This is a genomic window from Jeotgalicoccus nanhaiensis (assembly GCF_015235105.1).
Classification (GTDB): domain Bacteria; phylum Bacillota; class Bacilli; order Staphylococcales; family Salinicoccaceae; genus Jeotgalicoccus; species Jeotgalicoccus nanhaiensis.
Genome location: NZ_JADGLW010000003.1, coordinates 152,408 through 169,240 on the forward strand (window position 1 = coordinate 152,408; position 16,833 = coordinate 169,240).

Here is a 16,833-nt window from a genome sequence, read left to right on the forward strand (position 1 = left end):
AAACTGTATTTATTTTTATCATACAGGAAATGAATGTAGAGAAACATTAATCACGCTGATATACATTATTAGTCCGAGCATGCACCTATGCTAAACGATAAAGCAGGAACAATATTTGTAGAATTTAAACTAATAAGAAAATGCGATTTTAATTAACACAGCAAGAGTTAGGATTGTAGATGAGATGACTCTTGTTGAATACTGTAGCAAAAAGACGGGGCTAATCTAAATTAGCCCCGTCTTTTCTAAGTGTTTATTTTTCGAATACTGCATCAACAACTTTTTCTGATGATCTTCCGTCATCCCAGCTGCAGAATCTTTCATAAAATTCGTTATACCGCTCTTTGTATTTCTCAGTAACTTCATCGATATTTTCAATCGCATTCATTACGTCATCATTGTTCATGAGCAATGGACCTGGCAGTTCCGTCTCCATGTCGATGTAAAAACCGCGCAGCTGTCCCTGATACTTTTTAATGTCGTAAGTAAAGAACAATATCGGACGTTTCAGGTTGGCATAATCAAAGAATACTGATGAATAGTCAGTGATGAGAATATCAGACATCAAGTACAGTTCACTGACATCACTGTATTTTGAAACATCGTATGCAAAATCTTCTAAGCCTGTTAAGTCGATGTTGGAGGCAACAAGGTAATGCATTCTGAGCAAGATGATATACTCATCTCCAAATTGTTCTTTCAGCCTGTGAAGATCGAGTTTCAGATTGAATTTATACTTCCCAACTTTGAAATATTCATCATCGCGCCATGTAGGTGCGTATAGAATGACTTTCTTATTAGTTGGTATCTGGTTTATTCTTTTCAGTCTGCTGATGGTTTCTTCATCATTATGATTTGTTAAGATATCATTTCTTGGATATCCGGTTGGAAGCATTGTGTTATTGAACCAAAATGCTCTTCTGAAGATTTCAGCAGAATACTGGTTAGGTGCAATCAGATAGTCCCATTTATTAGTTTCATGGTTAAAGTTTTTCTTATACCTTTCAGCATTTGTACCTGGCATATGGACATTGTCCATGTCGCCTGCAAGTCTTTTAAGCGGTGTACCATGCCAAGTCTGGAGATATGACTGTTCTTCCCTTTTGATGTATTTGTTTGGCATTCTTACATTGCTGACGATATATTTTGCTCTTGCAAGATAATAATATTTGAGTGAGAATCGTTTAACAGTTTCAGGGTTTCCTGGTATCTTGGACGACTCGTTCATAACCCATACGAATTTATAGTTACTTTTGTTCTTAAGCATGTATTCATAGATATATTTAGGACTGTCAGAATAAGCTTTACCCTGAAAACTCTCAAAAAGAACAAGATTATCTTTGATATCTAAGTTATTAAATACACGTTTATAAAGTAATTCTTTTCGGCCTTTCCTGGAAGTAATACCATTTTTAATGTCTCTCAGAAAATGGTTGAAATTGCTTAGTTTCCGGAAGTTGTTTATCTTGTTTGATTGTATTGCTTTGACATCATTTTTTAGGATAAAATCTTTGTTACTCAGTCGATTCGGGTCAATTTTATTTATACTTTCCACAAGGCCGGCAAAATAATAATCGATAGTAGTATCATCTTTAAATTCGGTCACCAAACGTTTTCTATAGAAGTTAAGGAGTTTGTCATCCAGATATTTTTGTCCTTCCTCACTCAAATCATCTGTTTTCAGCTGGTTATAAACACCAAAGAGATCAGGTGCGAGCTGTTTTAGGGAAGACTGTCTAAGGGACGGGTTATTAATTGGATCGTTTCCTCTTCTTCTGAAATAGATTGCTTCGTAAGAATAAGGTATTACCTCAACTTCTTCCATTAATGGAATCATGAATGTAAGATCCGAATAAGTTTTGAATTGTTCGGAAAACCTTAGATTCATGCTGTCTATGATTCTTTTTGAAATCAGGTAGTTGATTGCTGACTCTGTTCTGAGTAAGTCATGCCTGTTGTCTGAATACATCTTTATTTCATTTGTACCGGGCAGTATGATGGCAAAGCTGGTGCTGAAATCCGTCGATTTCATTCTTCCTCGGATTATCGGAAATTCTCCGATATTATCATGCAGCAGCTGCAGTATGTTTTCGGATACATAATCGTCGCTGTCGAGGAAGTATATATAATCGCCTTTTGCTTCTTCAATGCCGATATTGCGTGCAGCACCTACATAAATATCTGCAGGTGTATTAATAAATCTGTATCTGTCATCATCCAGGTATTCGTCATTAACCACTCTTTTCAATGCATCTATATCGGAGTGGAGTACCAGTACTTCAAAATTTGTGTATTTCTGGTTTTTTAATGATTCTAAAGCAGTATTTATATATTTTTCATTTTTTTCTGCTGGAGTGATTACAGAAATTAGGTTATTCATGATTATTGTTCCTTTCTAATTCTTAAAGCAGTTTATCTGTGAGAGAAAACCATAGTTTCTGATAGATTTCTTTGCTAAATTTCGTTTGTATTGTTTTATCTGCTTTATTGCCCATATCTCTTGTTTTTTCAGGGTTTTTCAGCATTTGTATGATTCTTTCTGATAGTGCTTCTATGTCATTTTTTTCTATGAGGAAACCATTTACACCATCTTCAATCATGTCAGATGGGCCATACCTTATATTATAACTGACGACTGGTGTTTTATTTGCCATGCTTTCCATGACCGCAAGGGAGAAACCTTCAGCGTGGGAAGTCAGGACGGATAAAGCGCCGCTTTGGTATATTTTTCCTGGATTCTGAGTATATCCTTTAATCAGCACGTTATCATCGAGCCCCAATGATTCTATCATACCTGCATATTCTTTTTCTTTATCCCCGGACCCCCAGATTTCTAACTTAGCTTCCGGTACTTCCGCGATGACTTTTTTGAATGCCTTGATGGTATGATCTATGTTTTTGATTCCTGAAAATCTTGATACGATGACAACTTTAGACATGTCTCTTTCACTTTGACTGCTGTCTGGTTTCATAGTGGTTAAAATAGATTTTAATCCTTTGATTTTAGAGACATTCGGATCATAATAGTTTGGAATCACATAAACTTTGTCCTCATGCCCATAACGGCTGACTATATCATGTTTCTGTTTTTCTGTTAGAACGATAAGTGCATCGACACTTTGTATATTTTCTATTGCAAAGCCGTTTCGTTTATTTAGTTCGGAATCAGGATTATCAGGATTTTTAAGGTGGTTGCTGTGCATACGCAGTGCTTTTGTTGTGTATGAATGTTTCAGTTTAACAAGCAGTTCGTCAGTGCTGCGTGTATCAGAAATGGCCATTATTTTTGACTTCGATTCGTTTAATACAGTTTTCAGCCAGTAGAGTTTATGGGGCACAGTGTTGCCAGTTGTTTCACTGATGACTTCATTATTTGAACCGAAGTGGATGACCCTGCTAATCTTCCCAGTGGAAGGCTCACGCCAGAAACTGAAGATGGCCTTTCCTCTTTTGTCGAAGAACACTTGCTGCTTGAACTTGTTGTCTTCATAGCTGAAATACTGCACTCTGCTCACTTGACCGTAATAGTTATAATTCTCTCGTCTCACCCTGTAGCGGTTTTCATTGAAGTAGTCTATGAAATCAAGAGTATCATCATCCCGAAGAGCGATATATTTTTCATATATCCCATTGTTATAAAGTCTATAAGCATTGTAGTTTTTTCTTTGGGTTATGGCATAGCTTTTTTCATAATCGGAAAGATTTACTTTCAATTTACGGATATTAACCTTATCTTTATCAGTGTATAATGCCAGTTCCTCAAACATATTACGTATAACAACTTTTTCGCTGACCTTACCCATTTCTTTGAGCTTTTTACAGATTATCGGGAAACGCGGTTCATAGTGGAATGTCAGTATCTGGGTATCATAGCCGGCATCAGCAAAAGTGCTGGCTTGCCTCAGAGATGCGTGCGTAAGCCCGCCCTTATTTACATCTATGGAATTAAGCAGAATAATAATCCTGGGTTTCATAAAATCATCCTTATCTGATTCTCATTCATTAGAGTACTATTATATTATTTTGAATCTATAATAAAAGAAAAACCTTGCGTACATACATTTACTTAAATACAAGCTTAACGAATTGTGCAGCTTTAAATTATTATTTTAACATGTATAGACTGCATACCCTTAACTCTCCCATTTACATTAAAAGATAATATTAATTATGGATATGAGATCTCTTTACTAGTATTAATAATATTCAGGCTAGATACTTACATCTGGAAAATTTATGAATGAATTTTGACAAATGACAATGGATATCCTTTTGGTAATATACTGAATGATATAATCAAGTCAAAGTAAACTAGGAGATTTTTTATGAAGGAAAGAAACAAATCTAAAATGACTGTAATTATACTTTTCATTCTGATGCTGATCAGTATAGCTTTACTCATTGTATTTATTATGATGGCCGCAAATAATCTTGAAGAGAATCAGGGAGAAACTTCTGAAGTACAATCCTTAATTGAAGCACAAATAAGTTCTGATGATATTCTCCCTACTTCAACGAAACGTGTAAATATTAGTGAACAAAAGTCATCTGATCAAAGAAGGTTAGATGAACTTTTTTATTTTAATACTCAATTTACAAACTGCTAATTGTTAGTATTTTTAACAAGTATGAACAGTAACAAATCTGAAACAATAAATTATCTTTCTATCAAACGGTGCTTTATGCTGAGAGTATCTCATTATAATGAAGTACATTAAATTAACAGATAATAAAATTTATAAAGGAGAACTAATTGTAATGACAAAACATATACCATTAAATGTCCTTGAACTTGTGGGCATTTCGGAAAACCAGACGGTCAGGGAAGCGATTGAAGCATCCTTGGACAATGCCGAACTTATTGATAAGCTTGGATTCAAAAGGCTCTGGTTCGCAGAGCACCATAATACAAAAAATCTCGCATCCGCTGCGACGTCCCAGCTGATTGCGATGGCTGCAGCGCGGACTAAAAACATTCGTGTCGGATCAGGCGGGATTATGCTGCCGAACCATTCACCACTTCAGGTTGCTGAAAATTTCGGTACGATTGCACAGCTCTATCCGGATAGAATTGATCTCGGGCTCGGTCGTGCACCGGGTACCGATCAAAGAACATCTCAGCTGATTACACGTACCAGCAGTGATGCACAAAACTTTGCAAACTCTATTTATGACCTTATCGGCTGGTTCAGTGAAGAAGGACTCGGTCATAGTGTTCCAGTGACTTCTACAGTAGGTACAGGTACGAATATTCCGATATGGGTATTAGGATCAAGTATGAACGGTGCATCAATTGCCGGACAGCTCGGACTGCCTTATTCTATTGCAACGCACTTTACACCCGATGATTATAAACAGAAAATTGATATGTACCGCTCGGCATTTACGACAGATTCGCCGACTTCTCAGATTGATGAACCTTATGTCATGGCAGGGATTAATGTCGTTGTGGCACCGACAGATGAGGAAGCAGAAAAAATCTGGACAACAACGACACAGATGATGGTGGATATGCAGACCGGCCAGCAGCGTAAACTTCAGCCTCCTGTGGATCCTGAACAATTAGGAACAGAAGACCAAAGAAAAATGATGGATGCGATGTTCAGCCTGAAAGCCGTTGGTTCACCTGAAACAGTCAGAAAAAAACTGGAAGAATTTACGGAAGAAACCGGAGCAGATGAACTGATTATTGTGACGTATACGTATGATCCGGAAAAAAGGAAACAATCGATGGAACTGCTGGCAGACCTGTGGTTCTAGATAACATGAAAAAGCTTCTAACCTGTTGATAGGGGTAGAAGCTTTTTAATTTTTAACATTCAATTTTTGAATCATTAAAAATTCATCATCGGAACGGATAATTAAATTTTCCCGGTCTGTTGTAAAGTGATCGATATAGGACAAAATCCTGGCTCCTGAGGTTACTGTTTTAGTATGGATTTTGACTTCATCCTCATTTAAATGCTCATTTATAATCAATTCCGCCTTCATAACCATCCCCCTTGTCGTTAAAATTCTTAAACACAGTATATAACGAAAAACAGTATCTAAAGGTGATTTTTTCGTGAGCGGTTATTTGTCGTCCGTAAGAGGTAAAAAATTATGAATAATATAAAGGACATAAAAAAAGACCGTCCAGAAGGACGATCTTCTTTCTTATTGTTCGCTGAAGAAAGTGTAGAGTGCAGAAAGTTCTTCGTTATTGATTTGATCTTCGCTGTAAGCTGGCATCTGTCCACTACCGTTTCTCACGGTTTCTTCGAATTCGTCTTCGCTGAGGCTAGTGCCTGCAAGTGCTGGCCCAACAGCACCTGAGAAGTCTTCACCATGACATGATGCACATGTGCTCTGTGCGATACCTTCAGCATCGACATCTCCACTTGAAGCACCGCTGTCTTCTTCTGTTGCAGGTTCATCAGTACCTGCATCTTCGTCGCCTCCGCAAGCACCGAGAACGAGTACCATAGAAAGACCGCTGGCCATTAGAAATTTCTTCAAATTCATAAACTGACCCCCTAAAATTTGTAATACTATTACATACCCAATATATCATAACTTTAATGAGGTTGTAGAATCACCAGTAATCAGCTGCTTGGTATTACATACTCTTTATAAATATAAAATTCAATTTCTTCACATGATCTATTTATTTAAACAGCTTAGTACGCAGTCCATCCGCCGTCTACTGCAAGAACCTGTCCATTAACGAAGCTTGCTTCGTCTGAACCTAAGAAGACCGCTGCTTCCGCAACTTCTTCCGGCTCCCCTGCTCTTGGATTAAGTGACATGCCCTGACTTTGACGGTGAGCTCCAAACTCACTCATATTACTCATTGATGAGCCAATATTTGTTTTTACCGCACCGGGAGCAATTCCGTTACAGCGGATGTTTTTATCTGCATACATAAATGCAGTATTTTTCGTTAAACCGACCACTGCGTGTTTTGATGCGGTATAAGCCGCCCCTGCACGTCCACCGTACAGCCCGCCTGCTGAAATATTATTGACGATTGTTCCGTGTCCTTGTTCTAAGAACAGGTTGACTGCTAAACGCATCGATTTCATAACTGCGGTCGTATTTACGGCAAATAATTTCTCCCATCTGTCGTTTGAAATTTCACCTACCGGCTCCATGCCGTCCATAATACCTGCATTATTAACTAAGATATCCAGCTTCCCGAAGTTCTTTTTCGTTTCTTCGAATAACTGTTCAACTTCTTCTTCTGCAGAAACATTCGTTTTAATTGCGAAAGCTTCCGCACCATTAGCTTTAAGATTTGCTGCAACTTCCTCTGCACCTTCTATGTTTAAATCAGATACGACAACTTTAGCACCTTCTCTTGCATAAGCTTCTGCGATTGCTTTACCCATACCTGATGCTGCACCTGTAACGATGGCAACTTTGTCTTGTAATCTCATTTTGTATCCTCCTTCTATTGTACAACTGTCTATTATTTATTATAATAATGAAGGTAAACGCTTTCAATAATCAAAAATCTGATAACTGTTCACTAATGGACGGAAGTATAGAATGTTGTTCAATAAGAGGTGAAAAGATGTCCAAGCATGATTTGCGCATTGTTAAAACGAAAGAAGCCCTGCATCGGGCTTTGCTGCAATTATTAAATGATAAAGATCTCGGCGAAATTTCTATAACGGAAATTTGTAAACAAGCTAAAATTAACCGCGGAACTTTTTATTTACATTACGGGCAAATTGAAGATGTATTTGAGGAATATTTTAAAGAGATAACATTAGATTTGGCGAATTCCTATAAAGAACCCTACCGTCGGGTGGCGACTTTGAATGTGGATGAATTGGATTCTTCAACAATCCGTATCTTTCATCATATTGAAAAATATAAATCTTTCTACGAAATTATTTTCTCAAGAAAAGTTCCATTAAGATATTACTATATGCTGTTTGATGAAATCGATAAGTTGTTCTTAGAAGATATGGGTCAACAGCAGGGAGATTTTAATCATGAAATGTTTGCATCCTACCAGTCCAATGCTATTATCGGTATGATTATCAACTGGTATAAAAATGATTTTTCTTATAGTGCAGACTATTTGAACGACCAGTTGGTAAAAATATTGAACATAACGAGAAAGTAATTAATATTATTTTCTCCAGGGATTTATATTAAATTTTCGGGTTCGTGTTAAGAAAAATTTTCCCCCCTCTGATAGAATGGCTCTATGAATATTATTGATTAATTTCTATAGTCTGAAAAAGATAAAAAGAGAGGAGATGGGAAATTATGAGTCCGGAACAAATAGGATTTGCCCTGCTTTATCTGGGATTATTTCTGCTGATTGGTAAGTGGGTCAGGATTCACTCGACATGGATGCAGAATCTTTTTTTGCCGGCATCGGTTATCGGAGGTTTTCTTGCCCTGCTTTTAGGTCCTGAAGTGCTGGGTAAGATACTTCAGAATTTTACAGAAGAAGAATCATTTTGGACAACTGGTATTTTGACTTCAGAAATTATTGAAGTGTGGTCAGCACTGCCCGGCCTAATGATAAACATAGTGTTTGCTACTTTATTTATAGGAACCGTCCTTCCAAATTTGAAAAGGGTATGGAACATTGGAGGACCGCAGCTTGCATTCGGCTGGACATTGGGCTGGGGACAATATGTATTCGGTTTACTGCTGGCGATGCTAATATTGGTGCCCTTCTATGACATGCCTCCATTTATTGGTGCGCTTATTGAAGTTGGATTTGAAGGCGGACACGGTACAGCTGCCGGTCTGCAGTCTACTTTTGAAGAACTCGGATTTCCGGAAGCCTACGATATTGCTGTCGGATTGGCCACGGTCGGTATATTATCCGGAGTTGTTGTTGGTATTGTGCTGATTAACTGGGGAGTACGTAAAAACAAGACCCAGATGATTACTGATGTTAAAGGTCTGTCACCAACTCAAAAAGCAGGTATCGTTGAAGTGGAAGAACGCGGAGAAGGCAGTAAACAGACTGTCAGACCTGAATCAATCGATACATTTACTTTTCATTTTACTATAGTTGGACTGGCGATTTTTGTCGGGTATATCATCTTGCAGGGAATCACTTGGCTGGAAGCTGCGCTATTCGGCTCCGACTTTATGACCTATATACCATTATTCCCACTGGCAATGATCGGCGGTTTAATTGTACAGATTTTTATCAGCAAATTCGATACATCGAAGCTGGTAGACAGAAATACGATAACCAGTATACAAGGATTTTCACTGGATATACTTATTGCAAGTGCTATAGCGACTGTTTCCATTTCAGTCATCGGAGAATACCTAGTTCCATTCTTAATCTTAGCTTTATTTGGAATTGCGTGGAACCTGTTCGGATTCTTCGTTTTTGGCCCAAGAATGATGTCGGATTACTGGTTTGAAAGAGCTATTGGTGACTTCGGACAGTCTACAGGGGTGACTGCTACAGGACTGATGCTCATGCGTGTCGCTGATCCGGAAATGAAATCTCCGGCAGCTGAAGGTTTCGGTTATAAGCAGCTGGTCTTTGAACCATTCCTCGGCGGCGGTCTGGTCACAGCGCTATCTGCTCCGCTCATCTTTATATGGGGACCGTGGCCATTTCTTATTTTCTCAATACTGATGTTGATTATAGGTATGGCTGTCGGGCTGTTTTATTTCGGTAAAAGAAAACTTGAACAGTAACTTTGAATGAATAATAAAATATTTTGCGAATTTTAAATGCACCTTGGTTGTTGGATTTATACTAACAATCAGGGTGTATTTTATTATATTCATTAAAGTAATACCCCGCTTCCTGGGATTGGCATGAGAGTTTTTCATATGTACCCCCGCTTCTTGGGATTGGCATGAAAGGTTTTCATGTGTATCCCCGCTTCTTGGGGTTGGTATGAAAAGTTTTCATATGTATCCCCGCTTCCTGGGATTGGTATGAAAGGTTTTCATATGTATCCTCGCTTCTTGGGATTGGTATGAAAGGTTTTCATATGTATCCCCGCTTCCTGGGATTGGCATGAGAGTTTTTCATATGTACCCCCGCTTCTTGGGATTGGTATGAAAGGTTTTCATATATATCCCCGCTTCTTGGGGTTGGCATGACAGAATCTCATGTGTATCCCATCACCATCTTCAAATTTTTCACTCTCCTTCTCAATCATTTATTTTTATTGATTTGTAAATTAGTGATACATTTGTTATGCTATATTTAATTTAGGGTAACCTAAACATTAAATTTGGCCATTCTTATTTTTAGTTACACTAAGGAGGTAAAGGTTTGAAAACGTCACTTGAAGTTAAAAATTTAACTGTTTCATACTCAAATAAAATAGCTTTAACAGATGTTAATTTTTCTATGGAAAGCGGAAAGTTAATAGGAATTATCGGACCAAACGGTTCTGGTAAATCCACTCTCATGAAAGCTGTGCTTAATTTAACAGCCAAGGATTCAGGCGAAGTCCAAATAAATGAAAAAACTCTTGAAGAAGTCCGGGGGAATATTGCTTATATTCCTCAAAGATCAAATATAGACTGGGATTTTCCGATTTTAGTGAGAGATACTGTTTTACTCGGAACTTATCCGAAGCTTGGTTTATTTAACCGGCCTAAAACAAAAGAGAAAAAAATTGCAGAAGAAGCGTTAAAAAAAGTTGGAATGGAAGATTTTGCTGATAAACAAATTGGTGAACTTTCAGGCGGACAGCAGCAAAGGGTTTTTCTGGCCCGAAGTCTGGCACAAAATGCAGATATTTTCTTCATGGATGAGCCTTTTGTCGGCATAGATATCCACAGTGAGGAAATTATTATAAATATTTTAAAAGAGTTAAGAGATCAGGGAAAAACTCTCTTTGTTATTCACCATGATTTAACTAAAGTCGAAGATTATTTTGATGAGCTGATTTTAGTGAATAAGGAACTGGTGGCAGCGGGTGCTGTGTCCGATGTATTTACGCCTGAATTAATGGAACGGACCTTCAATGCGCCTCTAACTGTTTTAGAAAATATGGGTGGTAAATTATCATGACTTTTTTAAATGATTTAATGGTTTATGAATACTTGCAAAAAGCTCTAATCACTTCGATTATGGTCGGTGTTATTTCCGGTGTTATAGGAAGCTTTATCGTACTACGGGGCATGTCTTTAATGGGAGATGCTATCTCCCATGCTGTTCTGCCGGGTATTGCGATTTCTTATATGCTTGGAATTTCTTATTTCTACGGTGCTGTTGTAGCTGGAGTTATTGCAGCCCTAGGTATTGGAGCGATTAATCAGAACAGCAGAATTAAAACAGATGCTTCCATCGGAATTGTCTTCTCGACTGCACTGGCGCTCGGTATTATCTTAATAACAAAAGCTCAAAGTGCGACAGATCTGACGCAGATTTTATTCGGGAATGTGCTGCACGTCAGAACTTCTGATATGTGGATTACAGCAGGTGTCAGCGTGTTCGTCCTTGCTGTCGTTGTTGCGTTTTATAAGGAACTTTTAATAGCTACTTTTGATGAGACAATGGCCAAAGTTTACGGGTTAAATACACGATTTATTCACTACGGTTTGATGGTGATGTTAACACTTGTGTCGGTCGCTTCTCTGCAGACTGTCGGAGTGATACTGGTAGTGTCTCTCTTAATAACACCTGCATCCACTGCTTATTTATTAACAAACAGGCTGCCTGTAATGATTGTTATGTCTGCATCTTTTGGGGCAGCTGCTGCAGTGGTTGGTATTTATTACAGTTATAATCACGATTTGCCGTCAGGACCCGTTATTGCGATTGCCTCAGCGATTCTCTTTTTATTAGTGTTGATTTTTTCACCTAAGCAGGGTCTTATCTGGCCGCTGCTCAGAAAAATAAAAAGAGTGTAATTAAATAAGACATAAAGTTTAAGGAGACAATTGAAATGAATAAAAGAATAACGCATGTAATGAGTCTGCTGCTGGCTGTACTCACTCTGGCTGCTTGTACAGGCGGAGACAGTACAGCTAATGATGAAACAGAAAATGATAAATTAGAGGTTGTGACTTCATTTACTATCCTGGAAGACCTTGCGAGCGAAATAGGCGGAGATGATGTAAATATCCATAACCTGGTTCCTACAGGAACAGACCCGCATGAATACGAGCCGCTGCCGCAGGATATGAACAAAGCTACTGATGCAGACCTCCTTTTTTATAATGGTTTAAACCTTGAAGGCGGAGACAGCGGCTGGTTCCATAAAATGATTGAATCTGTAAATCAGGATACGGAGAATGTCTGCAATCTGACAGATCGTATTGACCCGATGTATATTACAGATGACGAGGGACAAGATGAAGAAATTAACCCTCACGCTTTTATCAGTCCTAAAGCTGGTATAAAAATGGCGGAAGATATGCGGGACTGTTTTATAGAAAAAGACCCTGAGAATAAGGAAAACTACGAAGAGAGAGCAGAAGAATATCTTACACGCCTGACAGAGATTGAAGAAGAGTATCAGCAAAAAATAGATGATATTCCTGAAGATGACCGTATTTTGGTGACAAGCGAACGTGCATTTCAATATTTAGCCGATGATTACGGCCTTGAAGAAGGATATATTTGGGCAATCGACACTGAAGAAACGGGCTCTTCGAAACAAATTAATTCACTTGTTTCCTTTATAGAGGAGAATGATGTACCTGTGCTATTCATCGAGTCAAACGTCGATACGCGGCCGATGGAAACAGTATCCAGCCAGACAGGAGTACCGCTTTCCAGTAAACCGATATATTCCGATGAAATTGGAAAATCAGGAGAAGAAGTGGATACTTATATTAAATATTTAAATTACAATATTAATCTGATTCATGATGAATTGAGCGGTAATTAACTAACTAAGCGATAAGCTCTGGAAAATACTCCGAGTCTTATCGTTTATTTTTATTAGTACCATCTTCATGGTTATCTCAGATAAAAATAGGATACCGTTGACATTTTGTCAACGGTATCCTATATTACCTAGTAGATTAATTTAGATCATCTTTATTTTTAAAAGTGTTAACTGTGGAGGCATTTATATATGAAATCTATTAAAAGATTGTTCAACATCCTCAGAGAGAGTTCTAAAAACATAGATTTCACTATAATAATTACATATATTATTTTAAGTTTAACAGGACTTGTTATGATTTATTCCGCAAGCATGGTAATGGCAATGCAGGGTGATTACAGCGACCCGAAATTTTATTATTTTTCTCAGCTTAAATATACTGTTATTGGTTTTTTACTTGTATTTGTTATGGCATATTTAATGCCTGCAAAGCTGCTGAAAGATAAACGGCTGCAGCTTTTCATGATTATCGGGATATTTCTGGCACTTCTTTTGACTCATATTTTTGGTGTAGAAGTAAATGGTAAAAGCCGCTGGCTAGAAGTGCCGTTTCTCGGGCGTTTTCAACCCTCTGAATTTTTTAAAATAGTGGTAATTTTGTATCTTGCTTATATCTATAATCAAAAATATCAAAAGCTGTCGGCACAGAGAGCCGAAAACTTATTGCCCCTTCTGCTGGTGGGTGGTATTTCATGTCTTGTGCTGCTTAATGATTTTGGCACCTGGCTGCTTACAATTTCTATTATTGCCGGTATGTTTTTATATTCAGGATTTCCTGTGAAAATTATCTTTAAAGTATCGGGTATTTTAGCCGTGATTCTGTCGCTGCTGATCGGAGTACGTTATGTGATTACCGGTAATATTCTATCCGGCTATCAGCGTGCGAGAATAGAAACATACATGCATCCTTTCTCGGATGCTGACGGTACCAGTTATCAATTAACTAACTCATTGATATCCATCTCGCATGGCGGTTTGACCGGTGGCGGTCTAGGCAACGGTATCATGAAGCTCGGATACCTGCCGGAGCCTCATACAGATTTTATCTTTGCAGTGATTGCAGAAGAGCTTGGTTTGATTGGAGTTATCGTAATACTGCTGCTGTTTATAGTAATCGTTGGTAAAGCGATTTACTATTCTTTTAAAGCATCACAGCGATTTTACAGTCTGCTTTGTATCGGGATTGCGATTTATATCAGTGTTCAGGTATTTCTTAATCTCGGCGGTATATCGGGTCTGATTCCGCTGACGGGCATACCGCTCCCCTTTTTAAGTCAGGGCGGATCGTCATTTCTGAGCATTTCAATAGCAGTCGGCTTACTGGTGCTCGCAGCCAAAGAAATTAAAAGAGAAACAGAGGCTTAACAGTTAGCAAACGTTGATAGAAAAATACCAGTTATTAAAATGAATACATAAATTTTAAAATAAGAAAGGACCAGGAAAATATGAGTGCAGAGAACTTTGGCCGCCGATTAAAAGAGCTGCTGGATGAACGCGGGATATCATTGAGACAGTTCAGCAGTGAAACCGGTATTGATAAAGCGACTGTCTCTCGCATTATCAACGGGAAGCGCAAAGTAAATATCGGACATATCAATACCTTCGCTGGACATTTAGGTATTTCGATAAATGAGCTGCTGGATGCTGCTGGTTATTCTATGAATGCTGAGGATCAGGCTGACACATCAGATGTTTCCTTATCCGCAGATGAAATTTATCAGACTCTTGCAGAGACTAATTTCTATAATAATGACTTTAGTGTTGATGAGGTACGGCAGCAGTTAAAACAATATGAACACTGTGCAAAGACAGAAGAAGGAAGAGAAACAATACTTGGGCAATTTGAGAAAAAGGTAGAGAAAGTGAGCGGTGCAGGTCCATTTATTGAACACTTAAAAGAATTTTATACTCAATTTACGGAAGGGAAAGCTGCGAATTATAAATTGGGTATTATGGGGAGTGCTTTGTTATATTTTATTATTCCCGTTGATGTAATTCCGGATTATGTATTCCCGATGGGATATATTGATGATGCCTTGGCAGTTAAAATAGCGGTAAAAATGCTTTCCAGTTAAATTATTCGACAGCTGCAATAAAAAAAGACCATTCATTGAATGGTCTTTTAGAGAATGCGGATAAAGGGAGTCGAACCCCCACGTCGATTAAGACACTAGAGCCTGATTCTAGCGCGTCTGCCAGTTCCGCCATATCCGCTTAATATAATAATATTCTTTAACAATAATATAAAAACCCTCTTTGTGTCAATATTTTTATATCATTTTGTTAAATATTAATGAAACAACGTATAATAAAGGTAAAACTATGATAACTGACGGAGGGCATTCTTTCATGGATGAAAAGACAGTATTAGTAAATATTGAAGAGTGGGTCAAGGCTGAACTGCTGAACGAAAAGAGCGGGCATGACTGGTACCATATCAAGAGAGTCAGAGATATTGCCGGGGAAATATTAAAATATGAAGAAGCGGATTCTTTTATCGTCATCGCAGCTGCGCTGCTGCATGATATCCCGGATGATAAGGTGACTTCTAATGTTAATACAGCACTGGAACGTATCAGAAAGCTGCTTGAGAGCAATGAAGTTGATAATAAGGCCATCAATACGATTATAAACATCATCACGACCATGGCATTTAAAGGCGGTACTGGAAAAAAACTTTCTTATATCGAGGCTCAAATCGTTCAGGATGCTGACCGTCTGGATGCTTTAGGTGCCATAGGAATTGCGAGAACTTTCCAGTACGGCGGTACCAAGGGGCAGGCGATGTACGATCCGGAAATTCCTGTCAGAGACAGTATGAGCTTTGAAGAATATCGTCATGGTGAATCGACATCTATTAACCATTTCTATGAAAAATTACTGCTGTTAAAAGATAAGATGAATACCCCGGCAGCAGTTAAAATAGCTGAAGAGCGGGAAGCATTTATGAAGCAATTTCTCGAAACTTTCTTTAAAGAATGGAAGGGAGAACTTTAAAGATAGAAAAAAGCACGATACCAGTTTGTATCGTGCTTTTTGTATGCTTCTTAATAGTCTTTCTGCACCAGCTGCATAATCATAAATTTCGCAACATCCGCACCGTTTGCCGCCGCATTAATCAGCTGTCCGGTAAAATTAGTTTTTGTTTCGCCTGCAGTAAATAATCCGGGAACTGAAGTTGCACCGAATTGATCGGTTTCGATTTCCCCTTTTTCGCCTCGTTTAATATCCAAACCTTCAAGGAAATCGAAGTGTGTATCCCATTCCATCATTGCAATCATACCTTCGATATTTTCAGTCGTGCCGTCTTCAAATGTGATTGATTTCACTTCACCATCAGCGCCGTTTAGTTCTGTAATAACTGATTCCTCGTATTTAAAACCTTTTTTTTCAAAAAGCTCTTTGTTCTCATTTGAAATTTCACCGGTTCCATTCATGCATATGAGTAATTCGCTGCTCCAGTTAGAAATCAGCATCGGCATATGATTAATGAAGTTTTCGTCAACCATCACTGCCAGACGGCGGTTTCTTAATTCATAGCCGTCGCACCATGGACAGTAAAAAACCGAAGTGCCGTAGAACTGCTCGAAATTTTTAATTTTAGGGGAATGTTCTCTGATACCTGCAGCGAGGAGCACCTGACGGCTGGTATATTGTTTTTTCTTTGTGGTAACTGTAAAATATTCATTTGTTTTTTCGATGTTTGTAGCCCAATCTCGTTCCAGCGACACGCCATCGTAACTCAAAGCATCTTTTTCTGCCGCTTTCCTAAATTCTGCAGGACTAACGCCATCCTGAGTCAGATAGCCGTGAGATTCTTCTGTCACTCTGTTTCTCGGTTCACCCGCATCGATAACCAATGCTGTTTTTAGTCCGCGTCCAAAGTTCAAAGCGGCACTCAGACCTGCTGGTCCACCGCCTATTATAATAGCATCATACATAATTATTCCACCTTAATATATATTATAGAGTTATAATATCCATAATTAGCGTGATAAAA

The 16,833-nt window shown here is 38.3% G+C and carries 16 protein-coding genes and 1 tRNA gene; 10 read left to right on the forward strand and 7 right to left on the reverse strand.

Features of this window, described 5'->3' with window-relative positions; translation table 11 throughout:
- Nucleotides 1–253: 253 nt before the first annotated feature.
- Both IR135_RS05300 and IR135_RS05305 read right to left on the reverse strand, forming a co-directional pair.
- Complete coding sequence (locus IR135_RS05300) at nt 254–2,380, reverse strand: bifunctional glycosyltransferase/CDP-glycerol:glycerophosphate glycerophosphotransferase (RefSeq protein WP_167753368.1); 2,127 nt, start codon at nt 2,378–2,380, stop codon at nt 254–256.
- Nucleotides 2,381–2,402: 22 nt separating this feature from the next.
- A complete protein-coding gene (locus tag IR135_RS05305; RefSeq protein ID WP_135097366.1) occupies nt 2,403–3,974 on the reverse strand; it encodes a glycosyltransferase in 1,572 nt (523 codons plus the stop codon).
- 351 nt (nt 3,975–4,325) lie between these two features.
- On the opposite strand from IR135_RS05305, the gene IR135_RS05310 reads away from it, so the two are divergent.
- Together IR135_RS05310 and IR135_RS05315 are read left to right on the forward strand one after the other, a co-directional pair.
- Nucleotides 4,326–4,607, forward strand: a complete 282-nt coding sequence (locus IR135_RS05310; RefSeq protein ID WP_135097368.1) for a hypothetical protein — start codon at nt 4,326–4,328, stop codon at nt 4,605–4,607.
- Nucleotides 4,608–4,758: 151 nt separating this feature from the next.
- Nucleotides 4,759–5,760: an LLM class flavin-dependent oxidoreductase gene (locus IR135_RS05315; protein ID WP_135097370.1), complete on the forward strand. Its 1,002-nt coding sequence runs from the start codon at nt 4,759–4,761 to the stop codon at nt 5,758–5,760.
- A gap of 45 nt (nt 5,761–5,805) precedes the next feature.
- Here the strand turns inward: IR135_RS05315 and IR135_RS05320 are convergent, their stop codons facing one another.
- The 3 genes from IR135_RS05320 to IR135_RS05330 all read right to left on the reverse strand — a co-directional run bounded on the left by IR135_RS05320 (nt 5,806) and on the right by IR135_RS05330 (nt 7,418).
- On the reverse strand, nt 5,806–5,991 hold the full coding sequence (locus tag IR135_RS05320; RefSeq protein ID WP_135097372.1) for a hypothetical protein: 186 nt from the start codon (nt 5,989–5,991) through the stop codon (nt 5,806–5,808).
- Between the two features lie 165 nt (nt 5,992–6,156).
- Nucleotides 6,157–6,504 carry a c-type cytochrome gene (locus IR135_RS05325; protein WP_135097374.1) on the reverse strand — a complete coding sequence of 116 codons (348 nt, stop codon included), beginning with the start codon at nt 6,502–6,504 and terminating at the stop codon, nt 6,157–6,159.
- 155 nt (nt 6,505–6,659) lie between these two features.
- Nucleotides 6,660–7,418 (reverse strand): SDR family oxidoreductase, encoded by a 759-nt coding sequence (locus tag IR135_RS05330; protein WP_135097376.1) that lies wholly within the window; start codon nt 7,416–7,418, stop codon nt 6,660–6,662.
- Between the two features lie 137 nt (nt 7,419–7,555).
- On the opposite strand from IR135_RS05330, the gene IR135_RS05335 reads away from it, so the two are divergent.
- From IR135_RS05335 to IR135_RS05365, 7 genes are all read left to right on the forward strand, one after another.
- Complete coding sequence (locus IR135_RS05335; RefSeq protein WP_135097378.1) at nt 7,556–8,116, forward strand: TetR/AcrR family transcriptional regulator; 561 nt, start codon at nt 7,556–7,558, stop codon at nt 8,114–8,116.
- A 146-nt stretch (nt 8,117–8,262) separates the two neighbouring features.
- Nucleotides 8,263–9,672, forward strand: a complete 1,410-nt coding sequence (locus IR135_RS05340; RefSeq protein WP_135097380.1) for a sodium/glutamate symporter — start codon at nt 8,263–8,265, stop codon at nt 9,670–9,672.
- 589 nt (nt 9,673–10,261) lie between these two features.
- The gene (locus tag IR135_RS05345; protein ID WP_135097382.1) at nt 10,262–11,008 is read left to right on the forward strand and encodes a metal ABC transporter ATP-binding protein; all 747 of its coding nucleotides are present in this window, start codon (nt 10,262–10,264) and stop codon (nt 11,006–11,008) included.
- Nucleotides 11,005–11,850 (forward strand): metal ABC transporter permease, encoded by an 846-nt coding sequence (locus IR135_RS05350; RefSeq protein WP_135097384.1) that lies wholly within the window; start codon nt 11,005–11,007, stop codon nt 11,848–11,850. Before IR135_RS05345 ends, IR135_RS05350 begins: the two co-directional genes overlap by 4 nt.
- A 35-nt stretch (nt 11,851–11,885) precedes the next feature.
- Entirely contained in the window at nt 11,886–12,833 is a 948-nt protein-coding gene (locus tag IR135_RS05355) for a metal ABC transporter solute-binding protein, Zn/Mn family (RefSeq protein ID WP_135097386.1), read from the forward strand.
- 189 nt (nt 12,834–13,022) lie between these two features.
- Nucleotides 13,023–14,198, forward strand: coding sequence for an FtsW/RodA/SpoVE family cell cycle protein (locus tag IR135_RS05360; RefSeq protein ID WP_135097388.1), 1,176 nt, complete (start codon nt 13,023–13,025; stop codon nt 14,196–14,198).
- An 80-nt stretch (nt 14,199–14,278) separates the two neighbouring features.
- Nucleotides 14,279–14,908: a helix-turn-helix domain-containing protein gene (locus IR135_RS05365; RefSeq protein ID WP_135097390.1), complete on the forward strand. Its 630-nt coding sequence runs from the start codon at nt 14,279–14,281 to the stop codon at nt 14,906–14,908.
- Between the two features lie 55 nt (nt 14,909–14,963).
- Here IR135_RS05365 and IR135_RS05370 read toward each other — a convergent pair.
- Nucleotides 14,964–15,047 (reverse strand) — tRNA-Leu (locus tag IR135_RS05370).
- Between the two features lie 135 nt (nt 15,048–15,182).
- Here IR135_RS05370 and IR135_RS05375 point away from each other — a divergent pair.
- Entirely contained in the window at nt 15,183–15,830 is a 648-nt protein-coding gene (locus tag IR135_RS05375) for an HD domain-containing protein (protein WP_135097392.1), read from the forward strand.
- 50 nt (nt 15,831–15,880) lie between these two features.
- On the opposite strand, the gene IR135_RS05380 is transcribed toward IR135_RS05375, so the two are convergent.
- The gene (locus tag IR135_RS05380; protein ID WP_135097394.1) at nt 15,881–16,774 is read right to left on the reverse strand and encodes an NAD(P)/FAD-dependent oxidoreductase; all 894 of its coding nucleotides are present in this window, start codon (nt 16,772–16,774) and stop codon (nt 15,881–15,883) included.
- Nucleotides 16,775–16,833 lie beyond the last annotated feature (59 nt).

What these genes read in the sequence shown, in the direction of transcription:
- IR135_RS05300 (WP_167753368.1), bottom strand. Translation starts at nt 2,380, where the DNA reads ATGAATAACCTAATTTCTGTAATCACTCCAGCAGAAAAAAATGAAAAA.
- IR135_RS05305 (WP_135097366.1), bottom strand. Translation starts at nt 3,974, where the DNA reads ATGAAACCCAGGATTATTATTCTGCTTAATTCCATAGATGTAAATAAG.
- IR135_RS05310 (WP_135097368.1), top strand. Translation starts at nt 4,326, where the DNA reads ATGAAGGAAAGAAACAAATCTAAAATGACTGTAATTATACTTTTCATT.
- IR135_RS05315 (WP_135097370.1), top strand. Translation starts at nt 4,759, where the DNA reads ATGACAAAACATATACCATTAAATGTCCTTGAACTTGTGGGCATTTCG.
- IR135_RS05320 (WP_135097372.1), bottom strand. Translation starts at nt 5,991, where the DNA reads ATGAAGGCGGAATTGATTATAAATGAGCATTTAAATGAGGATGAAGTC.
- IR135_RS05325 (WP_135097374.1), bottom strand. Translation starts at nt 6,504, where the DNA reads ATGAATTTGAAGAAATTTCTAATGGCCAGCGGTCTTTCTATGGTACTC.
- IR135_RS05330 (WP_135097376.1), bottom strand. Translation starts at nt 7,418, where the DNA reads ATGAGATTACAAGACAAAGTTGCCATCGTTACAGGTGCAGCATCAGGT.
- IR135_RS05335 (WP_135097378.1), top strand. Translation starts at nt 7,556, where the DNA reads ATGTCCAAGCATGATTTGCGCATTGTTAAAACGAAAGAAGCCCTGCAT.
- IR135_RS05340 (WP_135097380.1), top strand. Translation starts at nt 8,263, where the DNA reads ATGAGTCCGGAACAAATAGGATTTGCCCTGCTTTATCTGGGATTATTT.
- IR135_RS05350 (WP_135097384.1), top strand. Translation starts at nt 11,005, where the DNA reads ATGACTTTTTTAAATGATTTAATGGTTTATGAATACTTGCAAAAAGCT.
- IR135_RS05355 (WP_135097386.1), top strand. Translation starts at nt 11,886, where the DNA reads ATGAATAAAAGAATAACGCATGTAATGAGTCTGCTGCTGGCTGTACTC.
- IR135_RS05360 (WP_135097388.1), top strand. Translation starts at nt 13,023, where the DNA reads ATGAAATCTATTAAAAGATTGTTCAACATCCTCAGAGAGAGTTCTAAA.
- IR135_RS05365 (WP_135097390.1), top strand. Translation starts at nt 14,279, where the DNA reads ATGAGTGCAGAGAACTTTGGCCGCCGATTAAAAGAGCTGCTGGATGAA.
- IR135_RS05375 (WP_135097392.1), top strand. Translation starts at nt 15,183, where the DNA reads ATGGATGAAAAGACAGTATTAGTAAATATTGAAGAGTGGGTCAAGGCT.
- IR135_RS05380 (WP_135097394.1), bottom strand. Translation starts at nt 16,774, where the DNA reads ATGTATGATGCTATTATAATAGGCGGTGGACCAGCAGGTCTGAGTGCC.